Below are 20929 nucleotides of genomic sequence, written 5' to 3'. Positions count from 1 at the left end.
AAAAGTACAAGACTTTATCAGTAGAAGTTAGGGCTACATCCAACTACTTATGATAAGGGCTTGTTTTTTTTAATGATTTCTCTACAAACGTGGCAATCAGTGCATGTGGCCGATTTGGTCTAGAGATGAACTCTGGGTGGAATTGACAACCGACGAAAAAAGGATGATCGCTTAGTTCAATCATTTCAACTAAACGGTTATCTGGAGAAACGCCTGAAAAGACCATTCCGTGCTCCGCCAATAGTTCTCTATATTCATTATTGAATTCATAGCGGTGACGGTGTCTTTCTTGAACCACTTCTTGATTCCCATAAGCTTTTGCTGTGACTGTACCCGGTTTTAATTTGCACGGGAAGAGTCCTAGACGTAAGGTTCCGCCCATATTCACCATGCTTTTCTGATCCGGCATTAAGTCGATAATAGTGTGTTCAATATGAGGATTCACTTCAGCTGAACCGGCTCCTTCTAACTTGACCACGTTCCTTGCGAACTCGATTGCGGCCAATTGCATGCCCAAGCAAATACCTAAAAAGGGAATCTTTTTTTCTCTTGCGTATCGAATAGCCAGCATTTTCCCTTCTAAACCGCGTTCGCCAAATCCTCCAGGAACCAAAATACCGTCCACATCCTCTAGCTCTTTTTCGATGCTCTCTAGTGTTAAGCTTTCAGCGTTGACCCATTTAATCGTTATATCGGAATTGACCGCATAGCCTGCATGTTTCAGTGATTCAACCACTGACAAATAAGCATCCGGCAATGCAACATATTTCCCAACAATAGCAATACGTGTCCGTTCTTTTAGATTCAACACTTTTTCTTCTAATGCTTGCCATTCTGTCATATCAGCTTTTGGAGCGTCTAATTTAAAATGATCCACGACTAATTGATCTAATCCTTGTTTCTGCAAAGCCAACGGAATGGTATAAAGGGTTTTAACGTCTAGTGACTCTATAACCGCCTCAGGTTCGACATCGGTAAACAATGCCAATTTCTCTTTAGTCGCCTGTTCCAAAGGGTATTCTGTTCGGACGATTAAGATATTTGGCTGAATCCCTAGACTGCGCAACTCCTTCACACTGTGCTGCGTCGGTTTCGTTTTCATTTCGCCAGCCGCTTTTAAATAAGGTAGTAATGTTGTATGGATATACATCACACGATCCGCACCCACGTCTCGCTTCATTTGACGTAAGGCTTCTAAAAAAGGAAGCGATTCGATATCCCCAACCGTTCCACCTACTTCTGTAATGACAATATCCGCATCGGTCGTTTGCGCTACTCGCATCATCTTTTCTTTGATTTCATTGGTGATGTGCGGAATGACTTGAACGGTTGCCCCTAAATAATCTCCACGACGCTCTTTATTTAATACCTCAGCGTATACTTTCCCCGTGGTAACGTTAGCGTATGTGTTCAAATTAATATCGATAAAGCGCTCGTAATGGCCTAAGTCCAAATCAGTTTCAGCTCCATCATCAGTGACAAAGACCTCTCCGTGCTGATAGGGACTCATGGTGCCAGGGTCAACATTGATGTAAGGATCGAACTTTTGAATCGTTACTTTTAACCCTCTATTTTTTAGCAAACGCCCTAAGGAAGCTGCTGCAATCCCTTTTCCAATAGATGACACCACGCCGCCTGTTACAAAGATATAGTTTGTCATGTGTATTACCTCCTGTTTAATGTGACAGAGGTATAAAGATAGCTTGTAAATAGAAAAAGCTCCCTATTCTATTTAGCCGGTAGAATAGGGAGCAACTAGTTACATTCTGTTCTTTTGACCCCTCACATTCGTGAAGGGTGCCCACTAGATATATTAGCTATCTTTAATAACCCTGTCAAGTATTGAGTCATAGAGTTTACAGTCCTTGGTTACAATTCAAAAGAGTTTTCCGTATTGAGTTGTAACCATTCACTCATTTGATGACGACTCATGAAACTTATTAACCTTGAGTTGTCATCATTTCCTCTATTGCTCCAATGATTTTTTAAAACTGTCTATTACCTAGCTAGTCTTTTAAAAAAGATAGTTAATTTATCAAGGAGACTCTTACCCGTTCGTGTTATAATGCTAAAAGAACCTTTTTAGAAAGCGAGTGAGACCCATTAAACATAACGATACTACAAACTATACAATCGAAGAAGCGACTCAATTGTTGCCTTTTTTATTACAGACGCTAACTAATAAAAGTCGAAACGCTGTGAAATCTATTTTAACACGAGGACAAGTGGCGGTTGACGGACAAACCATTACTCAACACAATCACCCACTAAACCCGGGACAAGTCGTGAGCATCATAAGTAACCAGACATCACTTAAACTATCTGCCTTCTCTGGCATCAACATCCTGCATGAAGATGACGCCATTATCGTGATCAATAAAGACATCGGTGTCTTGTCTATGTCAGCTGACGGACCAAATGAAGTCACCGCTTACCAGCAATTAATGGATTACGTGAAAAAAGATAATCCTAATAATCGTATTTATATCGTGCACCGTCTGGACCGTGACACGTCTGGTGTGATGGTCTATGCCAAAACCGAAGAAGCCAAGCTCACTTTACAAAAGAATTGGCATAAAATGGTGAAAGAACGAACCTATACTGCTTTAGTCGAAGGCGAAGTGGAGAAAGATGAAGGTTCGATCTCTTCTTGGTTAACTGAAAATGCGGCTATGAAGATGTATTCCAGTCCCTATGACAACGGTGGGAAATTTGCCGTAACTCACTATAAAAAAATTGCAGGAAACAAGAACTATTCTCTACTTGAAGTTGAGCTAGATAGCGGGCGTAAAAATCAAATTCGTGTCCATATGCAAGATATTGGCCACCCTATCGCAAGAGATAAAAAATATGGTGCGGAAACCAACCCAATCAAGCGACTTGGTTTACACGCCAGCACCCTAGCCTTTACTCATCCAACAACTGGCAAATTAGTTCGTTACACTGCAAAAGTACCGAACAGTTTCTACAAGCACGTTAAAGGATAAGACCGTCTAAACTAAATTGAGCCAGACCAACTATTAATTAGAGTTGATCTGGTTCGTTTTTTTGTTTACTCTTCTTCGGCCATTTTTGTAATGGTACTGATTCGACCTTTCATGATTTTGACTGTCACATACATACCTAAGCTCATCGATGCGAAAACAACCCATCCGGATAATGACAAATTAACGATGCCTGAGTAAAGTGCTCCCACAATACACCCACTTGCCAGTACAGCTCCGCTTCCCATAAGTAAGCCACTTAAAGCAAAGTACCCCGATTCTTTCCATTTCATTTCCCAAACAAAGTTAAAGCGTCCCGAGGTTAAACCGTAAATAGCTGCACCTAGTATAATGCCGAGATTAAATAAGGTGTTTGGATGATTAAATAAGCCACTGGACAAAGCCTCTCGAACGTCTCCAAATGCCGGATGCACTTGGTTCACTCCAATAAGCTCACTTAACCAGACTGCTGGATACACTAACGGACTCGTCACTTCAAACGGTTCTCCTGTCGAGAGGAGAAATAAAGTGAGTAAAATAGTAATTAAAATCACACTTACCAATCTTGACCAGCGTCGGACAAATAAAGTGGTTAACAGGGAAGATGACAGTAAAGGTTGTGAAACATTGTCTTTTGTAGGTGTCAATTTAGGGAATGTTATGTCATTAATCTTATCTTTGGGACCGTGTTTCTTTTCATATCGCCTAGCAAAAAAAGCGATAACTGACAAGACTACTAAAATAAGCAGAACGGTACCGATATAACCCAATTCAAGGGGCAAGTAAAGCTGAACCTCGTACTGATGAATAGCAGAGTAATCGAGTTGATAGGTTAAACGTTGCCCTAGCAAGGTCCCTATTAAAATAAACACAAGCGTCCACATATGTCTCATTTTTCCATAACCTATGTTTCGAAGGGTTCCCAAACCGCACCCCTTATTTAAAGATAAGCCAACACCGAATAGGAAGGTCCCTAGAATTAATCCAAAATTTATTGGACTAACTGCACTAGTACCGGGTATGGTTTGTTGTGAACCATCGGATACATACTGGGGTACAGCTCCCGAAAGGGCTGTTTGGAAATGAATGATTGCCACTACGCAGGCGCCTATTCCAAATAGCATGAGTAAGCCATATAAACGTTTGCGGTTGCCATTAATAAAAAAATCCATAAAGCCTGTAGCCATCCCTACTTCAGATCGGGTGACGATGTAACCCAGTCCTAACCCGGATAAAATGAATATGGCTAATGTCGTTTCTTGACTGAAGAGTATTCTGGCATAATAAAGGGCACCTAAAAGCAGAAGGATGCCAAGAACGACTTTTATAATTGTCCCCTTATGATTTGTTTCCATGGTCTCCCTCCGTTACTATCTACCCCTACTTTAACAATTTAAGTATAACAAATTTACTGGATAACCATTAGTTAGAAGGGTTATTCTTTCAAATCGTATACGAATTACCTCTTGCCTTCAGTTTAGTTAAAATAGCTATAAATTGCATTACTATCCCTGTTATGCTAAATTTTGTATACTAGATTCGTTTGAGAAAAGGAGAGGATACATATGGGTCGAGGAGGCGGACGTGGCGGTGGCGGCTTCGGTGGAGGCGGTTCCCGCGGCGGAGGTTTTGGCGGAGGTCGCGGTGGCGGTGGCCGTAGTGGCGGAAGCTTTGGTGGTGGTCGCGGTGGCGGAAGCTTCGGTGGAGGTAACCGTGGCGGTGGAAGTTTTGGAGGCGGTGGCGGCTATAACCGTCGACCACGCGTATACGGAGGCTTTGGTGGAGGCTTATTTGGTCCACGATACGGAAGACGTCGCGGCGGCTTTTACCCCGGTGGTGGTGGCGGCTGTGGTGGATTAGGATGTGGTGGGATCTTCACCATTCTTATATTCTTCTTTATATTATCTTCATTGTTTAGCGGAGTAGGTGGACTATTTGGTGGAGGGACCGGTGGTGGTGGCGGAAGTGGATCCATTACAGCCTCTACCGTTGAACGCGAGCCTTTACCGTCAGGCGCCGTAAACGAAACAGCCTATTACACGGATGAATTAGGTTGGATTCAAAACGATACTCAAATGACTGAAGGCTTAAGGTATTTCTACAATGAAACAGGCGTCCAGCCACATGTCCATATCACTGGTGACATCAATGGGTCGACAAACCCGTCAATGGAGGACGTTTCAGCTTATGCCAATAATTTGTACGATGAATTATTTACAGACGAAGCACACCTGTTGCTGGTCTTCTTCGAACCTAGACCAAATGACTACATCACTTATTATGTGACAGGGTCCCAGGCAAGAAGCGTCATTGATAGTGAGGCTGGAGATATTTTAATGGACTACTTGGATAGAAATTATACCAACCAAAATATTTCTGATGAGGAATATTTCAGCCAATCATTTAGAGATGCAGCTGACCGAATTATGGAAGTCACCACATCTCCTTGGATTCCTGTTTTAATCATATTTGGTATCGTCATCGCTCTTTACTTGCTTTACCGCTGGTGGAAATCTAAGCAGGAAAGTAAAGAACGCGAAGCGAAACGAACGGAAGAAATGCTAAGCCGACCAATCGATACGTTTGGAAGTTCTGAAGCAGACGAATTATCTAAAAAGTATGAAAATAAAGATTGGGACGATTATTAAAGGTATCAAACCATAAAAACGATACAAATTAAAATTAGGAGGAAACAAGATGTCAATTTTAAACCGCTTTTCAGATATCATTAGTGCAAATGTCAACTCGATTATTGATCGTATGGAAGATCCGGAAAAAATGATCGACCAGTACTTGCGTGATATGATGGATGACTTAGCTGAAGTGAAAAAAAATACCGCAAGCGTAATGGCTGAAGAAACACGTGCCAAACGATTAGTCGATGAAAACGAAGCAGAAGTTTCCAAGTACACAAACTTTGCGAAACGTGCATTGGAAGCCGGTAATGAGGATGACGCTCGTGTATTCCTATCTAAAAAACAAGAGTTAGAAGATGTAGGAACTGGTTTGGCTAACTCTTACGCCAAAGCACATGAGAATGCTAGCAAAATGCGTCAAATGCATGATAAATTGGCTACGGATATCGAGAAATTACGTACCCGTCGTGCCATGATTAAAGCTCAAATGTCTGTGGCAGACACTCAAGACAAATTAAATGAAGTTAGCGACTCTATTGGTAAATCCAAAGGTGCGATGGGCAACTTCCAACGTATGGAAGAAAAAGCGTCACGCCGCTTGGACGAAGCCGATGCTATGGCAGAATTGAATCGCCAACCAGAAGACCCTGCGAAAACACTGGAAGAAAAATACTCTTCACAGTCCGGCTCAGCTGCAGTTGAAGATGAGTTAAGTCGTTTGAAACAAGAAATGGGCTTATCTTCTTCGGATGACTCTGCTAATGACGAGTAGTCTGATTCAGAATAAATTTAACGAATAGTACAGGCCATCCTGTTTCTCAAATGATTGAGAGAATGGGATGGTCTTTTTATGTTTGAGAATAGACGGAACTGCGTAGAGAGTGCTCCTCTACGCAGTTGGACTTTAATTCTCATGTTGAGTTGCCCAGAGACTGCTTATCTAAGCAGTTCATATAAATTATGACCTCTGAGTTGCTTAGAGAGAAGCTATCTAAGCAACTCAACTCTGTTATCAAGGATAATAAAAACGATCAAGCGAAGGCTTGATCGTTTCCTCTATCACTCATTTATTCTTCTGCAAATACTGGTGCAGTCAGGTAACGTTCACCTGTGTCAGGTGCTACGGTTAATACTTGTTTTCCATTGCCTAAGCGTTCAGCAATACGAATCGCTGCTAAAACGTTGGCCCCTGAAGAGACACCAACCAGTAGTCCTTCTTCTTTAGCAAGTCTACGAGTCATGTCCATTGATTCTTCGCTTGAAACAGCCATTACTTTATCGTACATATCTGTATCCAAGACTTCTGGGATGAATCCTGCGCCCAGCCCTTGAATTTTGTGAGGGCCTTTTTCTTTCCCACTTAATACAGCTGACTCCGTTGGCTCAACAGCTACTAGTAAGACATCTGAACGGTTTTCTTTCAAAACTTTACCCGCACCAGTAATCGTACCGCCTGTTCCTACTCCAACGACAAATGCATCAGGAGCTGTGCCGTTAAAGGCTTCTAAAATTTCCGGTCCAGTTGTTCTTTCATGAACAGCTGGGTTGGCCGGGTTTGTAAATTGTGAAGGCATGAAATGGCCTGGTTTTGAAGCTAACTCTTCTGCACGTTTATTTGCAGTGGGCATTCCTTCAGCGCCTGGTGTTAAAATCAACTCAGCACCATACGCTTTCATTAATGCTCGTCTTTCTTTACTCATCGTATCTGGCATCACAAAGATTGCTTTATAGCCTTTAGCCGCTGCGACCATTGCCAGTCCAACTCCTGTGTTCCCACTGGTTCCTTCAACAATCGTATCACCAGGTTTGATAAGCCCTTCTTTTTCAGCTTGTTCAATCATGTTTAAAGCGATACGATCTTTTACACTTCCACCTACGTTAAAAGATTCCAGTTTGACATAAACGTCGGCAGCGCCTTCAGGAACCACATTGTTTAATTTAAGAATCGGTGTTTGGCCGACTAACTCAGTAACAGAATTTACTTTTCTCATTAATTTACTCTCCTTTTTTTGACTATTTACTTACTTTAAGTGTATAGGTTTTTAAGAGATAAAGCAAGACAGGACTGTTTGTATAATGGGTTTTTCGTTTATTTAATCAGTCTACAAAACCGTCCTTCTGAAAATGTGCCCATTATTTAAGTGAGGAATAATTCTCAAAGGACGGTTTCACTATAGTTATTTAAACTCTAACTCATGGTGTTCCAATTCATCAACGTATCGTTTGTCGAATAATGCTTTAATGGACTTGTGCTGATGAATACGTCTGATCGCATCGCCCAGTATGTGAGCGACACTTATATATTCAATGAGGTCGCAAGACGGTTTATTCTCATTATTTATTGTATTAGTAATAACGACCTTTTTAATTGCGGATTCCTTAATGCGATCAATCGCTTGATTGGAAAAGACCGCATGGGTGGCACAAGCATACACATCCATTGCGCCAGCTCGTTTCAATGTTTCCGTTGCGTTAACGACGGTTTTGGCAGAGTCGATGAGGTCGTCAAATAAAATACAAGTCCGGCCGTTCACTTCACCAACGACGTTATAGCTATCTTGAACAGCCTCTTCAGCTGACCGTTTATCAATAATCGCTAGTGGGGCATTCAACAATTCAGCCATTTCACGCGCACGACTCACGCCTTGATGGTCAGGCGAGACTACAACGGTGTCCTTACCAACAAGTCCTTTATCGATAAAATAATTTGCCAGTAAAGCTGTTGCAGATAAATGATCCACCGGAATATCAAAAAAGCCTTGTATTTGTGGTGAGTGTAGCTCCATTGTGACGACTCGATCGGCTCCAGCAACGGTTAGCATATTTGCAATAACTTTTGCTGTAATAGCCTCTCTTGGGCGAGGTTTCCGATCTTGACGGGCATAGCCGTAATAAGGAATCACGACGTTAATTTTTCGTGCACTGGCTCGTCTTAATGCATCGACCATGATAACAATTTCCATGAAATGGTCATTCCCTGGATCATTTGTTGATTGAACGAGGTAAACATCATCCCCTCGGACACTTTCTTCAATATTAATGCGAATTTCACCATCTTCAAAACGTGTAATATCAGACTTTCCTAATTCCATTCCCAACTCTTCAGCAATTTCTTCAGCTAAAGGACGATTGGAATTTAATGAAAACAACTTCAACTGTTTATCAGTTTTTTCTTGATTCATGGCCGCCTCCACTTAATAAATACTTCCTATTTCTTACTTCAATCGTAATAATAAATGACTTTTTTTACAAGCTATTTCTACTATCTATTGTATATCCGTTATAATCAGCTCGCGTTTTGTAGGTATTAATGTGGACTGAATAACTTTAGGGTCTTTCTCTAAATTTAAATAGTCACTTTCTTCTTCTGGTTCCAGTATAACAGGCATTCGGTCGTGAATAATAGCCATCTGATCATTTGCATCTGTCGTTAGGATAGCATAGGTTAAAAAGTTACTCCCTTTGTCATCTGTATACCGTTCACAAATTCCTGCCATGGAGAAAATGGGTAAACCGTTCACTTCGATTTTTTTCTTTGCCTTTTTCTCTTGCCCCTCTACCTTCTGCCATTCGAAAAAATAAGTGGCTGGAACGATACAGCGTTTCTGTTCAAATGGTTCCTTAAAGGTTTTCTTCTCTAAAATACTTTCTGATCGGGCATTGATTAACGGACGTTTGGCAAAGCCTGGCGTAAATCCCCATTTTAAGCGGTAAAGCTTTTGATTGGGAAGCAACACCGTATTCTCTGTTGTAGGAAATATCTCTTCTTTCTCTTCAAAGTCGAAATCAGATGTTTTTATATTATACCGTCCTGTTAGTTCTTCCTTTGAAACAGTCAACGCATATCTTCCACACAAACCCATCACATCCCCTCTGCTCATTTCACTTGTATCCTATCAAACATTCATAGAAATAGCGACTCATACTCTGTAGCTATTATATAATGATTAGTCCATTCCTATACTTGCTTCCATTTATATATTCTTGTAAGAACTAATAACTCATACGTATCCACGCTGGCTCCCACAGGCTATCTTTTCCTTTTCAAAAAGAAGAGTGCTATACTCAAGAAAAGAATTATCGGATTGGTTTTCATGTGAAAAAGGAGGATTTATATGACTGATTACAAGACAAATTCACTGCTACCTCAGTTTCCGCACTCTTACTGGCTCGAACATGACGTTCCGCGTTATCCTACGTTGACGGAAGATATGAAAACGGAAGTGGGCGTTATCGGTGGTGGGATTATTGGTATACTGACGGCTTACTTATTAGCAAAAGCAGGTAAACAAGTGACGTTGATTGAGGCGAGAGAACTTCTTTCAGGTGTGACTGGTAACACGACAGCGAAAGTCACTGCTCAAACGAGTATGATTTACAATGAATTGATTAGTACCTTTGGTGAAGAAAAAGCTCGGTTGTATTATGAGGCGAACACTGAAGGTATGCATTCAATCGAACAGATTGCTAAAGAGTTGAGTATTGATTGTGATTGGGAAACGAAAGATGCGAGTATTTATGCATCTACTGCTAAAGGCTTTAAGCAACTTGAAAAAGAATCTCGTGCCTACGAGACATTAGCAATCGATGGCGTGTTGACCAATGGCCAAGTTAACGAATTACCTTTTAAAACAACTGGTGCTTTAACCATGCCAGATCAAGCTCAATTCCATCCGGTTAAATTTCTAGCTCCCCTACTCAACGAAATTGAGCGCCTCGGTGGAAGTATATATGAGCGAACCCGTGCAATTAAAGTGTGTAAAGGCAAGATGCGAGTCCATTTGGAAAACGGCTTTTCTTTAGATTGTGATAAAGTAGTCGTTGCTACTCATTACCCTTTTAATGACTTTCAAGGGCTTTACTTCTCAAAATTATCCATTGAACGGTCTTATTCTCTCGTCGCAACAACAGATGCTCCTCTTGTTAACGGCATGTATATCAGCGCTGAATCCCCTTCTCGTTCCTTGCGTTCGGTGAGAAATGATAAGGGCGAAGACTTCCTTCTGATTGGTGGCGACAGTCATCAAACGGGTAAGAGCAGCGAGCCGAACCAAGAGCACTATCAGAATTTAGAAGATTTTGGCAAGAGATATTTTGCTATTAAAGACATTCCTTATCATTGGTCAGCCCAAGACATGACAACCTTGGACAAAGTGCCTTATGTCGGACAGATGATCCGCTCAACACCAAACATATTGCTTGCGACCGGCTTTAACAAATGGGGCATGGCTATGGGCGCTACGGCTGCGAAAGTGTTAACGGATAACGTGCTAAACAAATCAAATGCGTATGCTGATTTGTTTGATCCATTACGAAATAAACTGAAAGCAAAAGATGTACAGCAGTTCACTTGGAAAAACACATCAGTCGGAAAAGATTTAGTCGTTACAAAAGCCAAACGTCCAACAATGACACCAGATGATTTAGAGCCCGATCAAGGTGGACTTGTTTCTGTCGACGGCAAAAAAGTCGGTGGTTACCGTGATGCGAGCGGCCATGTCCATCTGGTTAAAACAACCTGTACTCATATGGGATGCGGTTTAAATTGGAATGACGCTGAGCGGTCTTGGGATTGCCCATGCCACGGGTCTCGTTTCACTTATGCCGGTGAAGTGATTGATGGCCCAGCGGTTAAACCATTGGAAAAGTTAGACAACAGTTGTGCCTGTAAACACCAACATTAATCCATTAACTCGTTTAAGAGCAGGCCTTTACCGGCCTGCTCTTTTTGTTTGAAAATTAATCCACTATCCGAGTTAAAATAGTTTCAAAAATAATCAAAATAGTAGAGAATACAGATGAACATGAGTCATTTTTTTACGACCAGAAAGGATTGGGGAAACATGAGATTGAATACTAAAGACTTTAAAGTGACTTCCGTTAAGGAAGTCGATCTCAGTCGGACAAGTATGATAAATGATTTATCCGTTACAGAAGATGTGATTCGCGATGAATGGATTCCAAAAGCGATTGAACAATTGAGAGAACTACAAGAAAAGTTGTTTGCAGAAGAAAAGTGGGGCATTCTCGTTGATTTACAGGCAATGGATGCCGGAGGAAAAGATGAAGCCATTACTTTTATCTTTTCACAATTACCCTCTCAAGGCTTAAGAAGTACCTCTTTTAAGAAACCGACAGCTTTAGATGTTAAACATGATTATCTCTGGCGGTTTCAGTCTGCGCTTCCTGAAAGGGGCGAGATTGCCATCTTTAATCGCTCTTATTATGAAGAAGTCATTGGCACAAGAGTTCAAGGTCAGCTAGATGAAGAACAAATGCCTGACGAATTGGTAAACGAAGACATTTGGCAAGTGCGTTACCGTCAAATCAATGACTTTGAACAGTATTTATCTGAAAACGGCTTTTTAGTGGTTAAGTTTTTCATGAATGTCAGTAAAGATGTTCAAAAAGAAAGACTCTTAGAACGAATGAAAGACCCTGAAAAAAATTGGGATTTCTCATTCAGTGATGTGGAAGACCGTGATAAATGGGATGATTTTCAGGAGGCATTCAAAGATTTACTCGTAAATACCTCGACGGATGTTGCGCCTTGGTATGTTCTGCCAGCGGACGACGAATGGTTGACACGCTATTTAGTCTCTCTTATTATGATTGAACACCTTAAGGATTTGGATCCACAAAAACCGAAACCTTCTAAAGAAGAACAAGAGAAATTGGATGAGTACATTAAAAAGTTAGAAAAGGAATAAATGGTGGAGATTATCCTTTAAAACCAGCTAATATTAAAAAATTTTAATTTAAGCTTGACTTCTTCTCATTAGTCTATTATTCTTAGAACATCAACTTTTACAGGAGTGACCAACATGTCGACGAATAAACGTCATACCGCACAATTGAATCACTTCTACTTTAGCTATTTTAGGTACAGTTTGTAGTCACAACACATTGTGGATGCAAACTTCAGCGTAATGTCTGGTTTGTATCTGTGATGGCTAAAGCATTTTGAGTTGTTAAAATGGCCGCATAGATTAAATTAATCTAAGTGGCTTTTATATCTCGATTTTTGGGGCACCCATTTAGATTTGTTTATCTAAATGGGTGTTTTTGTTTTATAAAAAGAGGGAAAGATAAATAGGGGGAGAAAAAGATGAAGAAAACAGGATTAAGAAAAATGATGAGTGCAGCAGTCATTGGTTTAGCAGGATTAGCGTTGATGGGTTGTGCAGATGATTCAGGTGAAGCCGCAGACACAGAACAAGATAATGTGTCAGTCGGTATATTACAGTTCATGGAACACAATTCCTTAAACGCTGCACGTGAAGGTTTCGTTAGCGAGTTAGAAGAAGGCGGCTTTATTGATGGGGACACGATGACCTTGGAAATCATGAATGCTCAAGGCGATCAGTCTAACCTTCAAAGCATGAGCGAGCAGTTGTCGAGTAACACCGATTTGATGCTAGCCATTGCTACACCTGCTGCCCAGTCCCTGGCAACAGCTGAAGAAGAAAAGCCTGTTCTGTTTACTGCAGTGACGGACCCTGTCGATGCGGGCCTTGTTGACAACAGTGACCAACCGGGTAGAAATCTAACAGGAACAAGTGACATGGTTCCTATTGACGAACAAATCCGCTTATTATTGTCCATCGTTCCTGATGCTCAAACTGTTGGTATTATTTACAATTCAAGCGAGCCTAATTCAGAAATCCAAGCAAACTTGGCCATTGAAGCCTTAGAAGCTGAAGGAGTTACGGCAGAAGTCGCCACAGTCACTAGCACAAATGACGTTCAACAAGTCACAGAGAGCTTGATGCAACGTATTGATGCTTTATATATTCCAACTGACAACACGATGGCAAGCACCTCTGCTACAGTTGGTGAGTTAGCCATTGAGAACCAAATACCGGTGGTTGCCGGTTCAATGGAACAAATAGAAGAAGGCGGTTTGGCAACATACGGTATTAACTACAACGAACTCGGACGACAAACAGCAAGAATGGCAATCGACATTTTAAATAACGACGCATCACCAGACAGTATGGCTGTTGAAACATCGGAATTTCTGGAATTAGTGGTTAACGAAGACATGGCTGTAGAGTTGGGTATCGATCCGGACAGCATTTCGCTTACAGATTAAAGGAGGACTTTCAGTGAATTTATTATTATCCAGTTTGTCGCAAGGGTTACTTTGGGCCGTGATGGCCATTGGGGTTTACCTCACTTTTCGCATATTAAATGTTGCCGATTTAACTGCAGAAGGCAGCTTCCCATTGGGCGCTGCTATCTGCTCCAGCTTAATTGTTAATGGCATGCAACCTTGGTTGGCAACGCTACTGACTCTCTTTGGAGGGATGGCTGCTGGTTTTATTTCCGGTTTCATGCATACAAAGTGGAATATTCCCGCCCTTCTTTCAGGCATCATCACCATGACGGGTCTGTATTCCGTTAATCTAAGAATCATGGGTCAGGCAAACTTAACGTTACTCGGACAAGGGACACTGATTCGAACAGTTGAAAGTTGGGGCTTAAACAAAACCAATGCGGTCTTATTAGTTGGAGGCAGTATTGTTGGTTTAGTTATTTTAATGCTTTACTTATTTTTCCAAACAGAGATGGGCTTAGCCATTCGTTCAACGGGCGATAACAACGCCATGAGTGAGGCGAACGGCATCCGAACCAATGCCATGAAAGTCATTGGTTACATGATTAGTAACGGACTGATTGCCTTATCTGGTGCCCTTCTCGCTCAAAATAATGGTTATGCAGATATTAGTATGGGCATTGGTACCATTGTTATCGGTCTAGCATCCATTATCATTGGGGAAGTGTTCTTCCGTCATTTAACGCTGGCTAAACGGCTATTAACTATCGTCCTTGGTTCAGTCATCTACCGCATGCTCATTCTAGTGGTCTTGCAATTAAATGTGGATCCTCAAGACTTAAGGTTATTCTCGGCTATCTTATTAGCTTTGGCTCTCCGTTTGCCGGCCATTCAAGAGAAGTTACCAAAAAGACGACCGAAAGACCGTACGGCTAAGCAAAAAGGAGGGAAATTGTCATGGATGCAGCGTTAGAATTAAGAGGCATACACAAATTCTTTGAAATGGGTACAGTCAATGAAAACCATGTTCTTAAAGGGATTGATTTAAGGATTGAAAAAGGTGACTTTATAACCGTTATTGGTGGAAACGGAGCGGGGAAATCAACCTTACTAAACAGTATTGCTGGCAGTTTCCCAGTAGACAGTGGTCAAATCATGCTTGACGGAATGGACATCACTTCTGCTCCCGCTTATGAGCGAGCGAAAGATATCAGTCGTGTCTTTCAAGATGCAAAGATGGGCACGGCGACCCGCTTAACGATTGAAGAAAACATGGCCATTGCTTGGAACCGAGGAAAGAAGCGGACGCTGGCTAGAGGCTTTACTAAAAAGCAACAGCATTTATTTAAAGAAGAGTTGAAGCAACTCGGCTTAGGATTGGAAGATCGGTTAAAAATGGAAGCTGGTTTACTCTCTGGAGGACAAAGGCAGGCACTAACCCTTCTGATGGCGGCCCTTGTCACACCAAAACTCTTGCTTTTAGATGAACACACCGCTGCACTGGATCCAAAAACCAGTCAAATGGTGCTGAATTTAACCGACCAATTAATTTCTGAAAAACAACTGACGACCTTAATGATTACCCACAACATGGAACAAGCCATCACTTATGGTAACCGTCTCATTATGATGAGTGATGGTCACATTGTAGTCGATGTATCGGGTGACGAAAAACGAGACTTAACCGTTCCCGATTTGCTGGATCTGTTCAAGCGTAATAGTGGGCAAGTTGTTAGCGAAGATGCTTTATTGTTAGGTTAAAGAGAGTCCCCTTTTTCTATTACTCTATTTAGGGTAATGGAAAAAGGGGATTTTTTTAAACAACTCTTATTATCAATCGTCTTTCTCGTTTAACTTTCGTTGTTTTAGATAGGTATCAAATACTACGAAGTAAAATGAAAGACCTAAGATCATGGATAAAATAGCACAGAATGCAGCAAATTGATGCATATAATGATAATTATAAGTGTAAGTGGCAATTAATGAGAATATTAACCAGAGTGTTCCAGAAATTAACATATTTCCACCTCTTTTACCTGTATAGTATCCTTTATCTAGTCAATTGTCTATGACGGAAAAAACAAGGCTGAAAGTCGCCTTGTTTTTCAATTTAATTTAAATTGTCTGCTTCCTCCAACATCTTGTAAGTTGCTGCATAGGTTTCGCAGACGTCTTCAGGAATCGTATAATTGTTGGTTATGTTACGGAGTTGCTCGAACTCTTTTGTTAATTCTGGTTTATCAGAACTGGATGCTTTTACTTTGTCATCGATTGTCGTGTAAAGCTCCCTTACATCAAAGGTTTCTGGATGATTTTTTCCGTGAGCTCGAGTGATGGCTGTAGTAAAGAGTTCCAGCTGTGATCGGTTTTCTTCCATATACTTATATAAAGGTGTCATATTCTGTGCCTTCTTTCCTATTTTTTAAGCTCTTACTTTGGATTTAATAACAGGGTAGCCTAGATCTTCAATGGCTTTTTCAATCTCAGTAATGTTAACCATGTTTTCATCGAATTCTGTTTTAACTTTACTTGAGTTGAATAAGACTTTTACTGTCTCTTTTTCTACTCCGTTTAATCCCTTCACGGCATTCTCTATTTTTTGCATACATGATGGGCATCCTAATGGTTCTAATGATATAACTGCTTTTGACATTTCGCATTCTCCTTTTGAGTTTCTTCCTTGTATAGTTAGTATAGATCAGATTAGTTGGTTTAAAATTGACGTGGATCAACTTTTCTCATTTAAATAACTTCTGCTGGTTTTTCTTCTACTCTTTGCACCGGGGAGCTGTTACCTTTTAATCGATACTTGAGTAATCTCATACCGTTAAAGATAACGACCAGTATACTGGCTTCGTGCACCAACATACCGATTGACATGTTCATCCAGTCGCTGTAAAAGACGCTGAATAAAAGAACCAACACGACACCCACTGCGATAATAATGTTTTGTTTCATATTATTGGCAGTCGCTTTAGTTAATCCTAAAGCATGCGGCAAATGGCTGAAATTTGAGTTCATTAAGACGACGTCGGATGTTTCAATAGCCACATCTGTTCCGCTACCCATTGCAATCCCAATATCAGCCAAGGCTAATGACGGGCTGTCGTTCACACCGTCTCCAACAAAGGCTACGATCTGACCTTCTTTTGTAATTTTGCAATATGAGCAGACTTGTCTTCCGGTAGCATGTGACCATGTGCTTCAGTCAAGCCCAGTTCGCTGGCTACTAAGTCAACGGTTCCTTGGTTGTCTCCCGAAAGAACGACTAAATTTTTGACGCCTAGCTTTTTAAGTTCTTCAAGATTGTGCTTCACGCCTGGACGAATTTGGTCACGTATACCCATTAGAATCATCAACTCTCCGTCAACCGCAGTCATGACGAGTGAATTTCCATTTTCTTCAAAGCGTTTGGCATCCTCTTGAGCTTGCGGGCTTAAATCAACCAGTTCTTTTTCCATCAGAGCCACGTTCCCTACTACGACTCTGTGGCCGTCAATGTTAGCGACAACACCGCCACCTTTGACAACTTCTGTTTCTTCAACAGGGAAATAAGGGGTACTCCCAATTTCCGCAAGGACTGCTTTAGCCAAGGGATGATCCGACTCGCGCTCGACACTAGCCAAGTAAGCCAATGCCTTATCCGTATTCTGTCCATAATAAACGGTTTCTCCTACTTCAGGGTTACCAACGGTTAATGTTCCTGTTTTATCAAAGAAGATTGTATCTACTTTACTGAAATCATGAATCACTTCACTCCCTTTTAGCAAGACACCATTTCTTGCACCATTTCCAATGCCGGCAACGTTTGATACAGGAACGCCGATAACTAGTGCACCTGGGCAACCTAGTACTAAAATAGTAATGGCCAATTCAATGTTTTGGCTGACTAGCCAGACAATAAAAGCTAATAGTAAAACAGCTGGTGTGTAATATTTGGAGAAACGGTCAATGAAACGTTCCGCTTCTGATTTGGAATCTTGGGCTTCTTCAACTAACTCGATAATGCGGCCGAATGTGGTGTCTTCCCCTACTCTGTCCGCACGAATCTGAATGGTTCCATTATCTAATATTGTTCCAGCGAAGACTTGTGAGTCGATTGATTTGGTAACGGGCACTGATTCACCAGTGATACTCGATTCATTAATGTAGCCTTCTCCCGTTAATACAGTGCCATCAACTGGTACTTTCGCTCCTGTTTTAACAAGTAAGATATCGTCTTCATCGACATCATCCACGTCGACTTCTTCAAAACCACCTTCTGCATTTTGTCTTAAGGCAATTTCCGGGGCCATATCTGTCAGCTCTTTAATCGCTGAACGCGTTTGGTTTAGCGTTCGTTGTTCCAGGTAAGCTCCAAATAAAAATAAGAAGGTAACGATTGCTGATTCCTCAAAGTTTTGAATCAGAAATGCGCCGATAACTGCAATGGTCACCAACACATCAATACTAATTACTTTTACTTTCATTGCCTGATATGCCTGAATGGCAATCGGTGTGACCCCTATAATTGAAGCAATGATTAAGGCGATTTCGAATCCTACTATATTATTTAGGGCAAACCGACTAAAGAATCCAAAAATAATTAATATCCCACTGACAACTGTGATTTGATTTTTCTTGCTTAATAGTGTTCTCTGCATGACATTTTCCTCCGTTTTTATTTTTATCTTAAACACAGTATATCCCGGTTAAAACATTTTGAAATTGACCGCCATCAAGAATTTGGAATTTATTTAGTTTATTGAACTGTTTAGGTTTCTCTTGATGGCTGACTACAGTATAGAAAGTTTTAGCCGTTTAAAAATTGATGGAGGTCAAGAATTGGATCTTATTGCTGAATTCATTTGTACTATGTATGCAGTAGACTTTCGACAGATCTTAGTGTGGGTATTGATGAAATCCTATCAAAAAAAGATTCTACTGCTTTTTTAAGCGGTAGAATCTTTTTTTCAAATATGTTGGCTCTCCATGTTAAAGGTTTATTTATAAACATCTTTTCTATGGCCAATTTCTAGTACTAAAATGGTTATCGTCTCGTCATTAATATCGGCTATTAAGCGATACTCACCGATCCTGTATCGCCATTCACCTGATCGGTTGGCGGTTAATCCTTTTCCATGCTGCCTAGGATTTGTACAATTCACTAGATTCTTTTGAATCCACGCCATAATTAAAAGAGCCTGATTTTTATCCATTTTTTTTAACACTTTTTGAGCTCCTTTTTCAAACTCTACTTGATAACCTGAGCTCATTTAATCAGATAGCTCCTTTAGCATGTCTTCAAAAGTAATACTTTGTGGATGCTCTTTGTGTTCCTTCATAGCTTGGTTATACAGATCTAAATCAATTTCATCCTCAATTTTTTCCAAGACAGAGCTTCTAATTAGAGCCGAGACTGACATGTTGTTTGCTTTAGCATATTCTCTAATTAATTTATCTTCTTGAGAATCAATTCTTAGTGTTATAACAGCCATTAGAACCAACTCCTCTCCCTTTTGTGCATACATTGTAATACAAACGAGGGGAGGTTGCAAGCTCTAAATCTTTTACAAAATCAACTCCGCAACATATCCTAAGATAAATCGAATAAGAGCTCATAATGAAAACTCCCTTTATCCAGTTACCCTTTTACGAGTAGCTAATATAAAGGGAGCTGTTTCGGTTTAGTTATCTTCTGTTTTTATCTTTGTCTTCGCTGAAAGATTCTCTAATGCCTTCTGTTGCGCCTTCGACTGAATCTCTTGTGTCGCTTACTTTTTCTTTCACTTTTCCTGATCCTTGTTCTGCTTTACCTTTGGATTCTTGTTTCTTATCATTTGTTAACTTCCCAAGACCTTCTCTCGCTTTACCTTTAGCTTGATCCCATTTGCCATCTGACATAAAAACCATCCTCCTTAATTTTCACTTCTACACTTTGAGTATATAGCCTTTGTTGGAAGAGACCAAATGATAAGCTTTAGTTCCACTTCATATATTTAAAATAGTCCTTACTATTAATTGTACTTATGATAAAATAAGGTAACCTCTATACATTAAGCAATTAAAAGATAACACAACTCCTATACATAGAAAAGGAGGGATAGCAATCAGAATAAGCAGAAAACGTTTTGGATAATAGCTATTTCTTATTCATTAATAACCTTTCTTTTACATTATGTTTTTCCGACCGCTTTAGGACAGTTCTTAATCACTGTCAGTTACTTTGCTTTGGCTTTCGGTATTCTTGGGTTGATTTATAGATTCATAAGCCTTTCTATCAAACAAAGTATGTATAATAGAAGGAAGCGACGAGAAAGAGACAAGATTAATGAGTTTAAATAAAATCAAAAAACACATTTTGGGAGGAATCAAATGGAAACAATGCATGATGAAAATAGAAAAGGCAGACAATCTTTCTTTGACGGAGGTCTTTTAGGGTTAATTGGGTGGACGATTTTGGGAGCTATCGCTACAATCTTTACTTTGGGGCTACTCTATCCTTGGGCCCTTTGCCAAGTGTATGGTTGGAGAATTAATCACACCGTTATTGAAGGCAGACGTCTTCACTTTTCAGGTTCCGCTTTAAGCCTTTTTGGGCATTGGATTAAATGGTGGTTATTGACTATCATTACTTTAGGGATTTACGGCTTTTGGGTAAATATAAAGCTTGAAGATTGGAAAGTTCGTCATACATATTTTATTAATTAACATGGACTGAAAGGCTATCTTAATGATAGCCCTTTATTTTACTCATTATGTATGATATAGTTTACATAAAGTCGGTTATACTTTATGAACGGAGGAATGCAATGGCTAAAAACCTACGACTTAAAGCCGCAAGAGCACAATTGGACATGTCCCAGCAAGCACTCGCTGACGCGGTGGATGTCACCCGCCAAACGATAAGTGCCATTGAGCGGGGAGATTACAATCCATCCATAAAATTGTGCATTCGGATTTGTCAGGCATTGAATGTCACACTTAATGATTTATTCTGGGAGGAGCATGAACATGACACACTTTGATGAGTACCAGAGATTCTTGCGCTATAAGTATGGCTTTTATTCTTTTAATATTTTGTTGGGATTGTTTGCCCTTAATCTGTTTCTCGGTATGGTTATGGAGATTCAATGGGGTGAAACAAGGGAACTGGAGTATATTCTTCTTGTATTTTCTGCAGTGTCTTTCTTGGTCTGTCAACACTTTTTTAAACAAATTTTATAAGGTGTATAATCGTTCAAGACCGTTTTCTTTTTTGCCTCCCTCAT

The 20929-nt window shown here is 40.5% G+C and carries 21 protein-coding genes and 1 pseudogene; 11 read left to right on the top strand and 11 right to left on the bottom strand.

Annotation, left to right across the window (positions count from 1 at the left end; translation table 11 throughout):
* Window positions 1–43: 43 nt before the first annotated feature.
* Window positions 44–1660: a CTP synthase gene (locus C3945_RS08945; RefSeq protein WP_161879355.1), complete on the bottom strand. Its 1617-nt coding sequence runs from the start codon at window positions 1658–1660 to the stop codon at window positions 44–46.
* A gap of 433 nt (window positions 1661–2093) precedes the next feature.
* Here C3945_RS08945 and C3945_RS08940 point away from each other — a divergent pair, with 433 nt between their 5' ends.
* A complete protein-coding gene (locus tag C3945_RS08940; protein WP_161879354.1) occupies window positions 2094–2987 on the top strand; it encodes an RluA family pseudouridine synthase in 894 nt (297 codons plus the stop codon).
* Window positions 2988–3052: 65 nt separating this feature from the next.
* On the opposite strand, the gene C3945_RS08935 is transcribed toward C3945_RS08940, so the two are convergent.
* A complete protein-coding gene (locus C3945_RS08935) occupies window positions 3053–4339 on the bottom strand; it encodes a YeeE/YedE thiosulfate transporter family protein (RefSeq protein WP_161879353.1) in 1287 nt (428 codons plus the stop codon).
* Between the two features lie 210 nt (window positions 4340–4549).
* Between C3945_RS08935 and C3945_RS12060 the strand changes: the two genes are divergently transcribed.
* Together C3945_RS12060 and C3945_RS08925 are read left to right on the top strand one after the other, a co-directional pair.
* Window positions 4550–5632, top strand: coding sequence for a TPM domain-containing protein (locus tag C3945_RS12060; RefSeq protein ID WP_202623332.1), 1083 nt, complete (start codon window positions 4550–4552; stop codon window positions 5630–5632).
* A gap of 49 nt (window positions 5633–5681) precedes the next feature.
* Window positions 5682–6392: a PspA/IM30 family protein gene (locus C3945_RS08925; protein ID WP_161879352.1), complete on the top strand. Its 711-nt coding sequence runs from the start codon at window positions 5682–5684 to the stop codon at window positions 6390–6392.
* 295 nt (window positions 6393–6687) lie between these two features.
* Here C3945_RS08925 and cysK read toward each other — a convergent pair whose 3' ends face one another.
* The 3 genes from cysK to C3945_RS08910 all read right to left on the bottom strand — a co-directional run bounded on the left by cysK (window position 6688) and on the right by C3945_RS08910 (window position 9501).
* Complete coding sequence (gene cysK, locus C3945_RS08920; protein ID WP_161879351.1) at window positions 6688–7611, bottom strand: cysteine synthase A; 924 nt, start codon at window positions 7609–7611, stop codon at window positions 6688–6690.
* Window positions 7612–7797: 186 nt separating this feature from the next.
* Window positions 7798–8802 carry a ribose-phosphate diphosphokinase gene (locus tag C3945_RS08915; RefSeq protein ID WP_161879350.1) on the bottom strand — a complete coding sequence of 335 codons (1005 nt, stop codon included), beginning with the start codon at window positions 8800–8802 and terminating at the stop codon, window positions 7798–7800.
* Between the two features lie 84 nt (window positions 8803–8886).
* The gene (locus C3945_RS08910; protein ID WP_161879349.1) at window positions 8887–9501 is read right to left on the bottom strand and encodes an SOS response-associated peptidase; all 615 of its coding nucleotides are present in this window, start codon (window positions 9499–9501) and stop codon (window positions 8887–8889) included.
* Window positions 9502–9735: 234 nt separating this feature from the next.
* On the opposite strand from C3945_RS08910, the gene C3945_RS08905 reads away from it, so the two are divergent.
* The 5 genes from C3945_RS08905 (at window position 9736) to C3945_RS08885 (ending at window position 15440) form a co-directional block, all read left to right on the top strand.
* Entirely contained in the window at window positions 9736–11304 is a 1569-nt protein-coding gene (locus C3945_RS08905) for an FAD-dependent oxidoreductase (protein ID WP_161879348.1), read from the top strand.
* A 159-nt stretch (window positions 11305–11463) separates the two neighbouring features.
* The gene (locus C3945_RS08900; protein WP_161879347.1) at window positions 11464–12330 is read left to right on the top strand and encodes a PPK2 family polyphosphate kinase; all 867 of its coding nucleotides are present in this window, start codon (window positions 11464–11466) and stop codon (window positions 12328–12330) included.
* A gap of 398 nt (window positions 12331–12728) precedes the next feature.
* Complete coding sequence (locus C3945_RS08895; RefSeq protein ID WP_161879346.1) at window positions 12729–13715, top strand: ABC transporter substrate-binding protein; 987 nt, start codon at window positions 12729–12731, stop codon at window positions 13713–13715.
* A gap of 13 nt (window positions 13716–13728) precedes the next feature.
* On the top strand, window positions 13729–14652 hold the full coding sequence (locus C3945_RS08890) for an ABC transporter permease (RefSeq protein ID WP_161879345.1): 924 nt from the start codon (window positions 13729–13731) through the stop codon (window positions 14650–14652).
* Complete coding sequence (locus tag C3945_RS08885; RefSeq protein WP_161879344.1) at window positions 14637–15440, top strand: ABC transporter ATP-binding protein; 804 nt, start codon at window positions 14637–14639, stop codon at window positions 15438–15440. Before C3945_RS08890 ends, C3945_RS08885 begins: the two co-directional genes overlap by 16 nt.
* Before the next feature lie 349 nt (window positions 15441–15789).
* Here C3945_RS08885 and C3945_RS08880 read toward each other — a convergent pair whose 3' ends face one another.
* The 6 genes and pseudogenes from C3945_RS08880 to C3945_RS08855 all read right to left on the bottom strand — a co-directional run bounded on the left by C3945_RS08880 (window position 15790) and on the right by C3945_RS08855 (window position 19562).
* On the bottom strand, window positions 15790–16077 hold the full coding sequence (locus C3945_RS08880) for an iron-sulfur cluster repair di-iron protein, ric (RefSeq protein ID WP_161879343.1): 288 nt from the start codon (window positions 16075–16077) through the stop codon (window positions 15790–15792).
* Between the two features lie 24 nt (window positions 16078–16101).
* Window positions 16102–16332, bottom strand: coding sequence for a heavy-metal-associated domain-containing protein (locus C3945_RS08875; protein WP_161879342.1), 231 nt, complete (start codon window positions 16330–16332; stop codon window positions 16102–16104).
* Window positions 16333–16421: 89 nt separating this feature from the next.
* Window positions 16422–18322 (bottom strand): annotated as a pseudogene (locus tag C3945_RS08870) (heavy metal translocating P-type ATPase).
* A 339-nt stretch (window positions 18323–18661) separates the two neighbouring features.
* Entirely contained in the window at window positions 18662–18934 is a 273-nt protein-coding gene (locus C3945_RS08865) for a type II toxin-antitoxin system RelE family toxin (RefSeq protein WP_161879341.1), read from the bottom strand.
* A complete protein-coding gene (relB, locus tag C3945_RS08860; RefSeq protein ID WP_161879340.1) occupies window positions 18935–19156 on the bottom strand; it encodes a type II toxin-antitoxin system RelB family antitoxin in 222 nt (73 codons plus the stop codon).
* A 193-nt stretch (window positions 19157–19349) separates the two neighbouring features.
* Window positions 19350–19562 carry a CsbD family protein gene (locus C3945_RS08855; RefSeq protein ID WP_161879339.1) on the bottom strand — a complete coding sequence of 71 codons (213 nt, stop codon included), beginning with the start codon at window positions 19560–19562 and terminating at the stop codon, window positions 19350–19352.
* Window positions 19563–20042: 480 nt separating this feature from the next.
* Between C3945_RS08855 and C3945_RS08850 the strand changes: the two genes are divergently transcribed.
* The 3 genes from C3945_RS08850 (at window position 20043) to C3945_RS08840 (ending at window position 20885) form a co-directional block, all read left to right on the top strand.
* On the top strand, window positions 20043–20369 hold the full coding sequence (locus tag C3945_RS08850) for a DUF898 family protein (protein WP_442862173.1): 327 nt from the start codon (window positions 20043–20045) through the stop codon (window positions 20367–20369).
* A 101-nt stretch (window positions 20370–20470) separates the two neighbouring features.
* Complete coding sequence (locus C3945_RS08845) at window positions 20471–20686, top strand: helix-turn-helix transcriptional regulator (RefSeq protein WP_161879337.1); 216 nt, start codon at window positions 20471–20473, stop codon at window positions 20684–20686.
* Complete coding sequence (locus tag C3945_RS08840) at window positions 20673–20885, top strand: hypothetical protein (protein ID WP_161879336.1); 213 nt, start codon at window positions 20673–20675, stop codon at window positions 20883–20885. Before C3945_RS08845 ends, C3945_RS08840 begins: the two co-directional genes overlap by 14 nt.
* Window positions 20886–20929: the final 44 nt, after the last annotated feature.

The organism is Alkalibacterium sp. MB6 (genome assembly GCF_009935905.1).
Classification (GTDB): Bacteria; Bacillota; Bacilli; order Lactobacillales; family Carnobacteriaceae_A; genus Alkalibacterium.
Note: the sequence above shows the minus strand (reverse complement) of the source record. Positions and strands in the feature narration are given on the sequence as shown.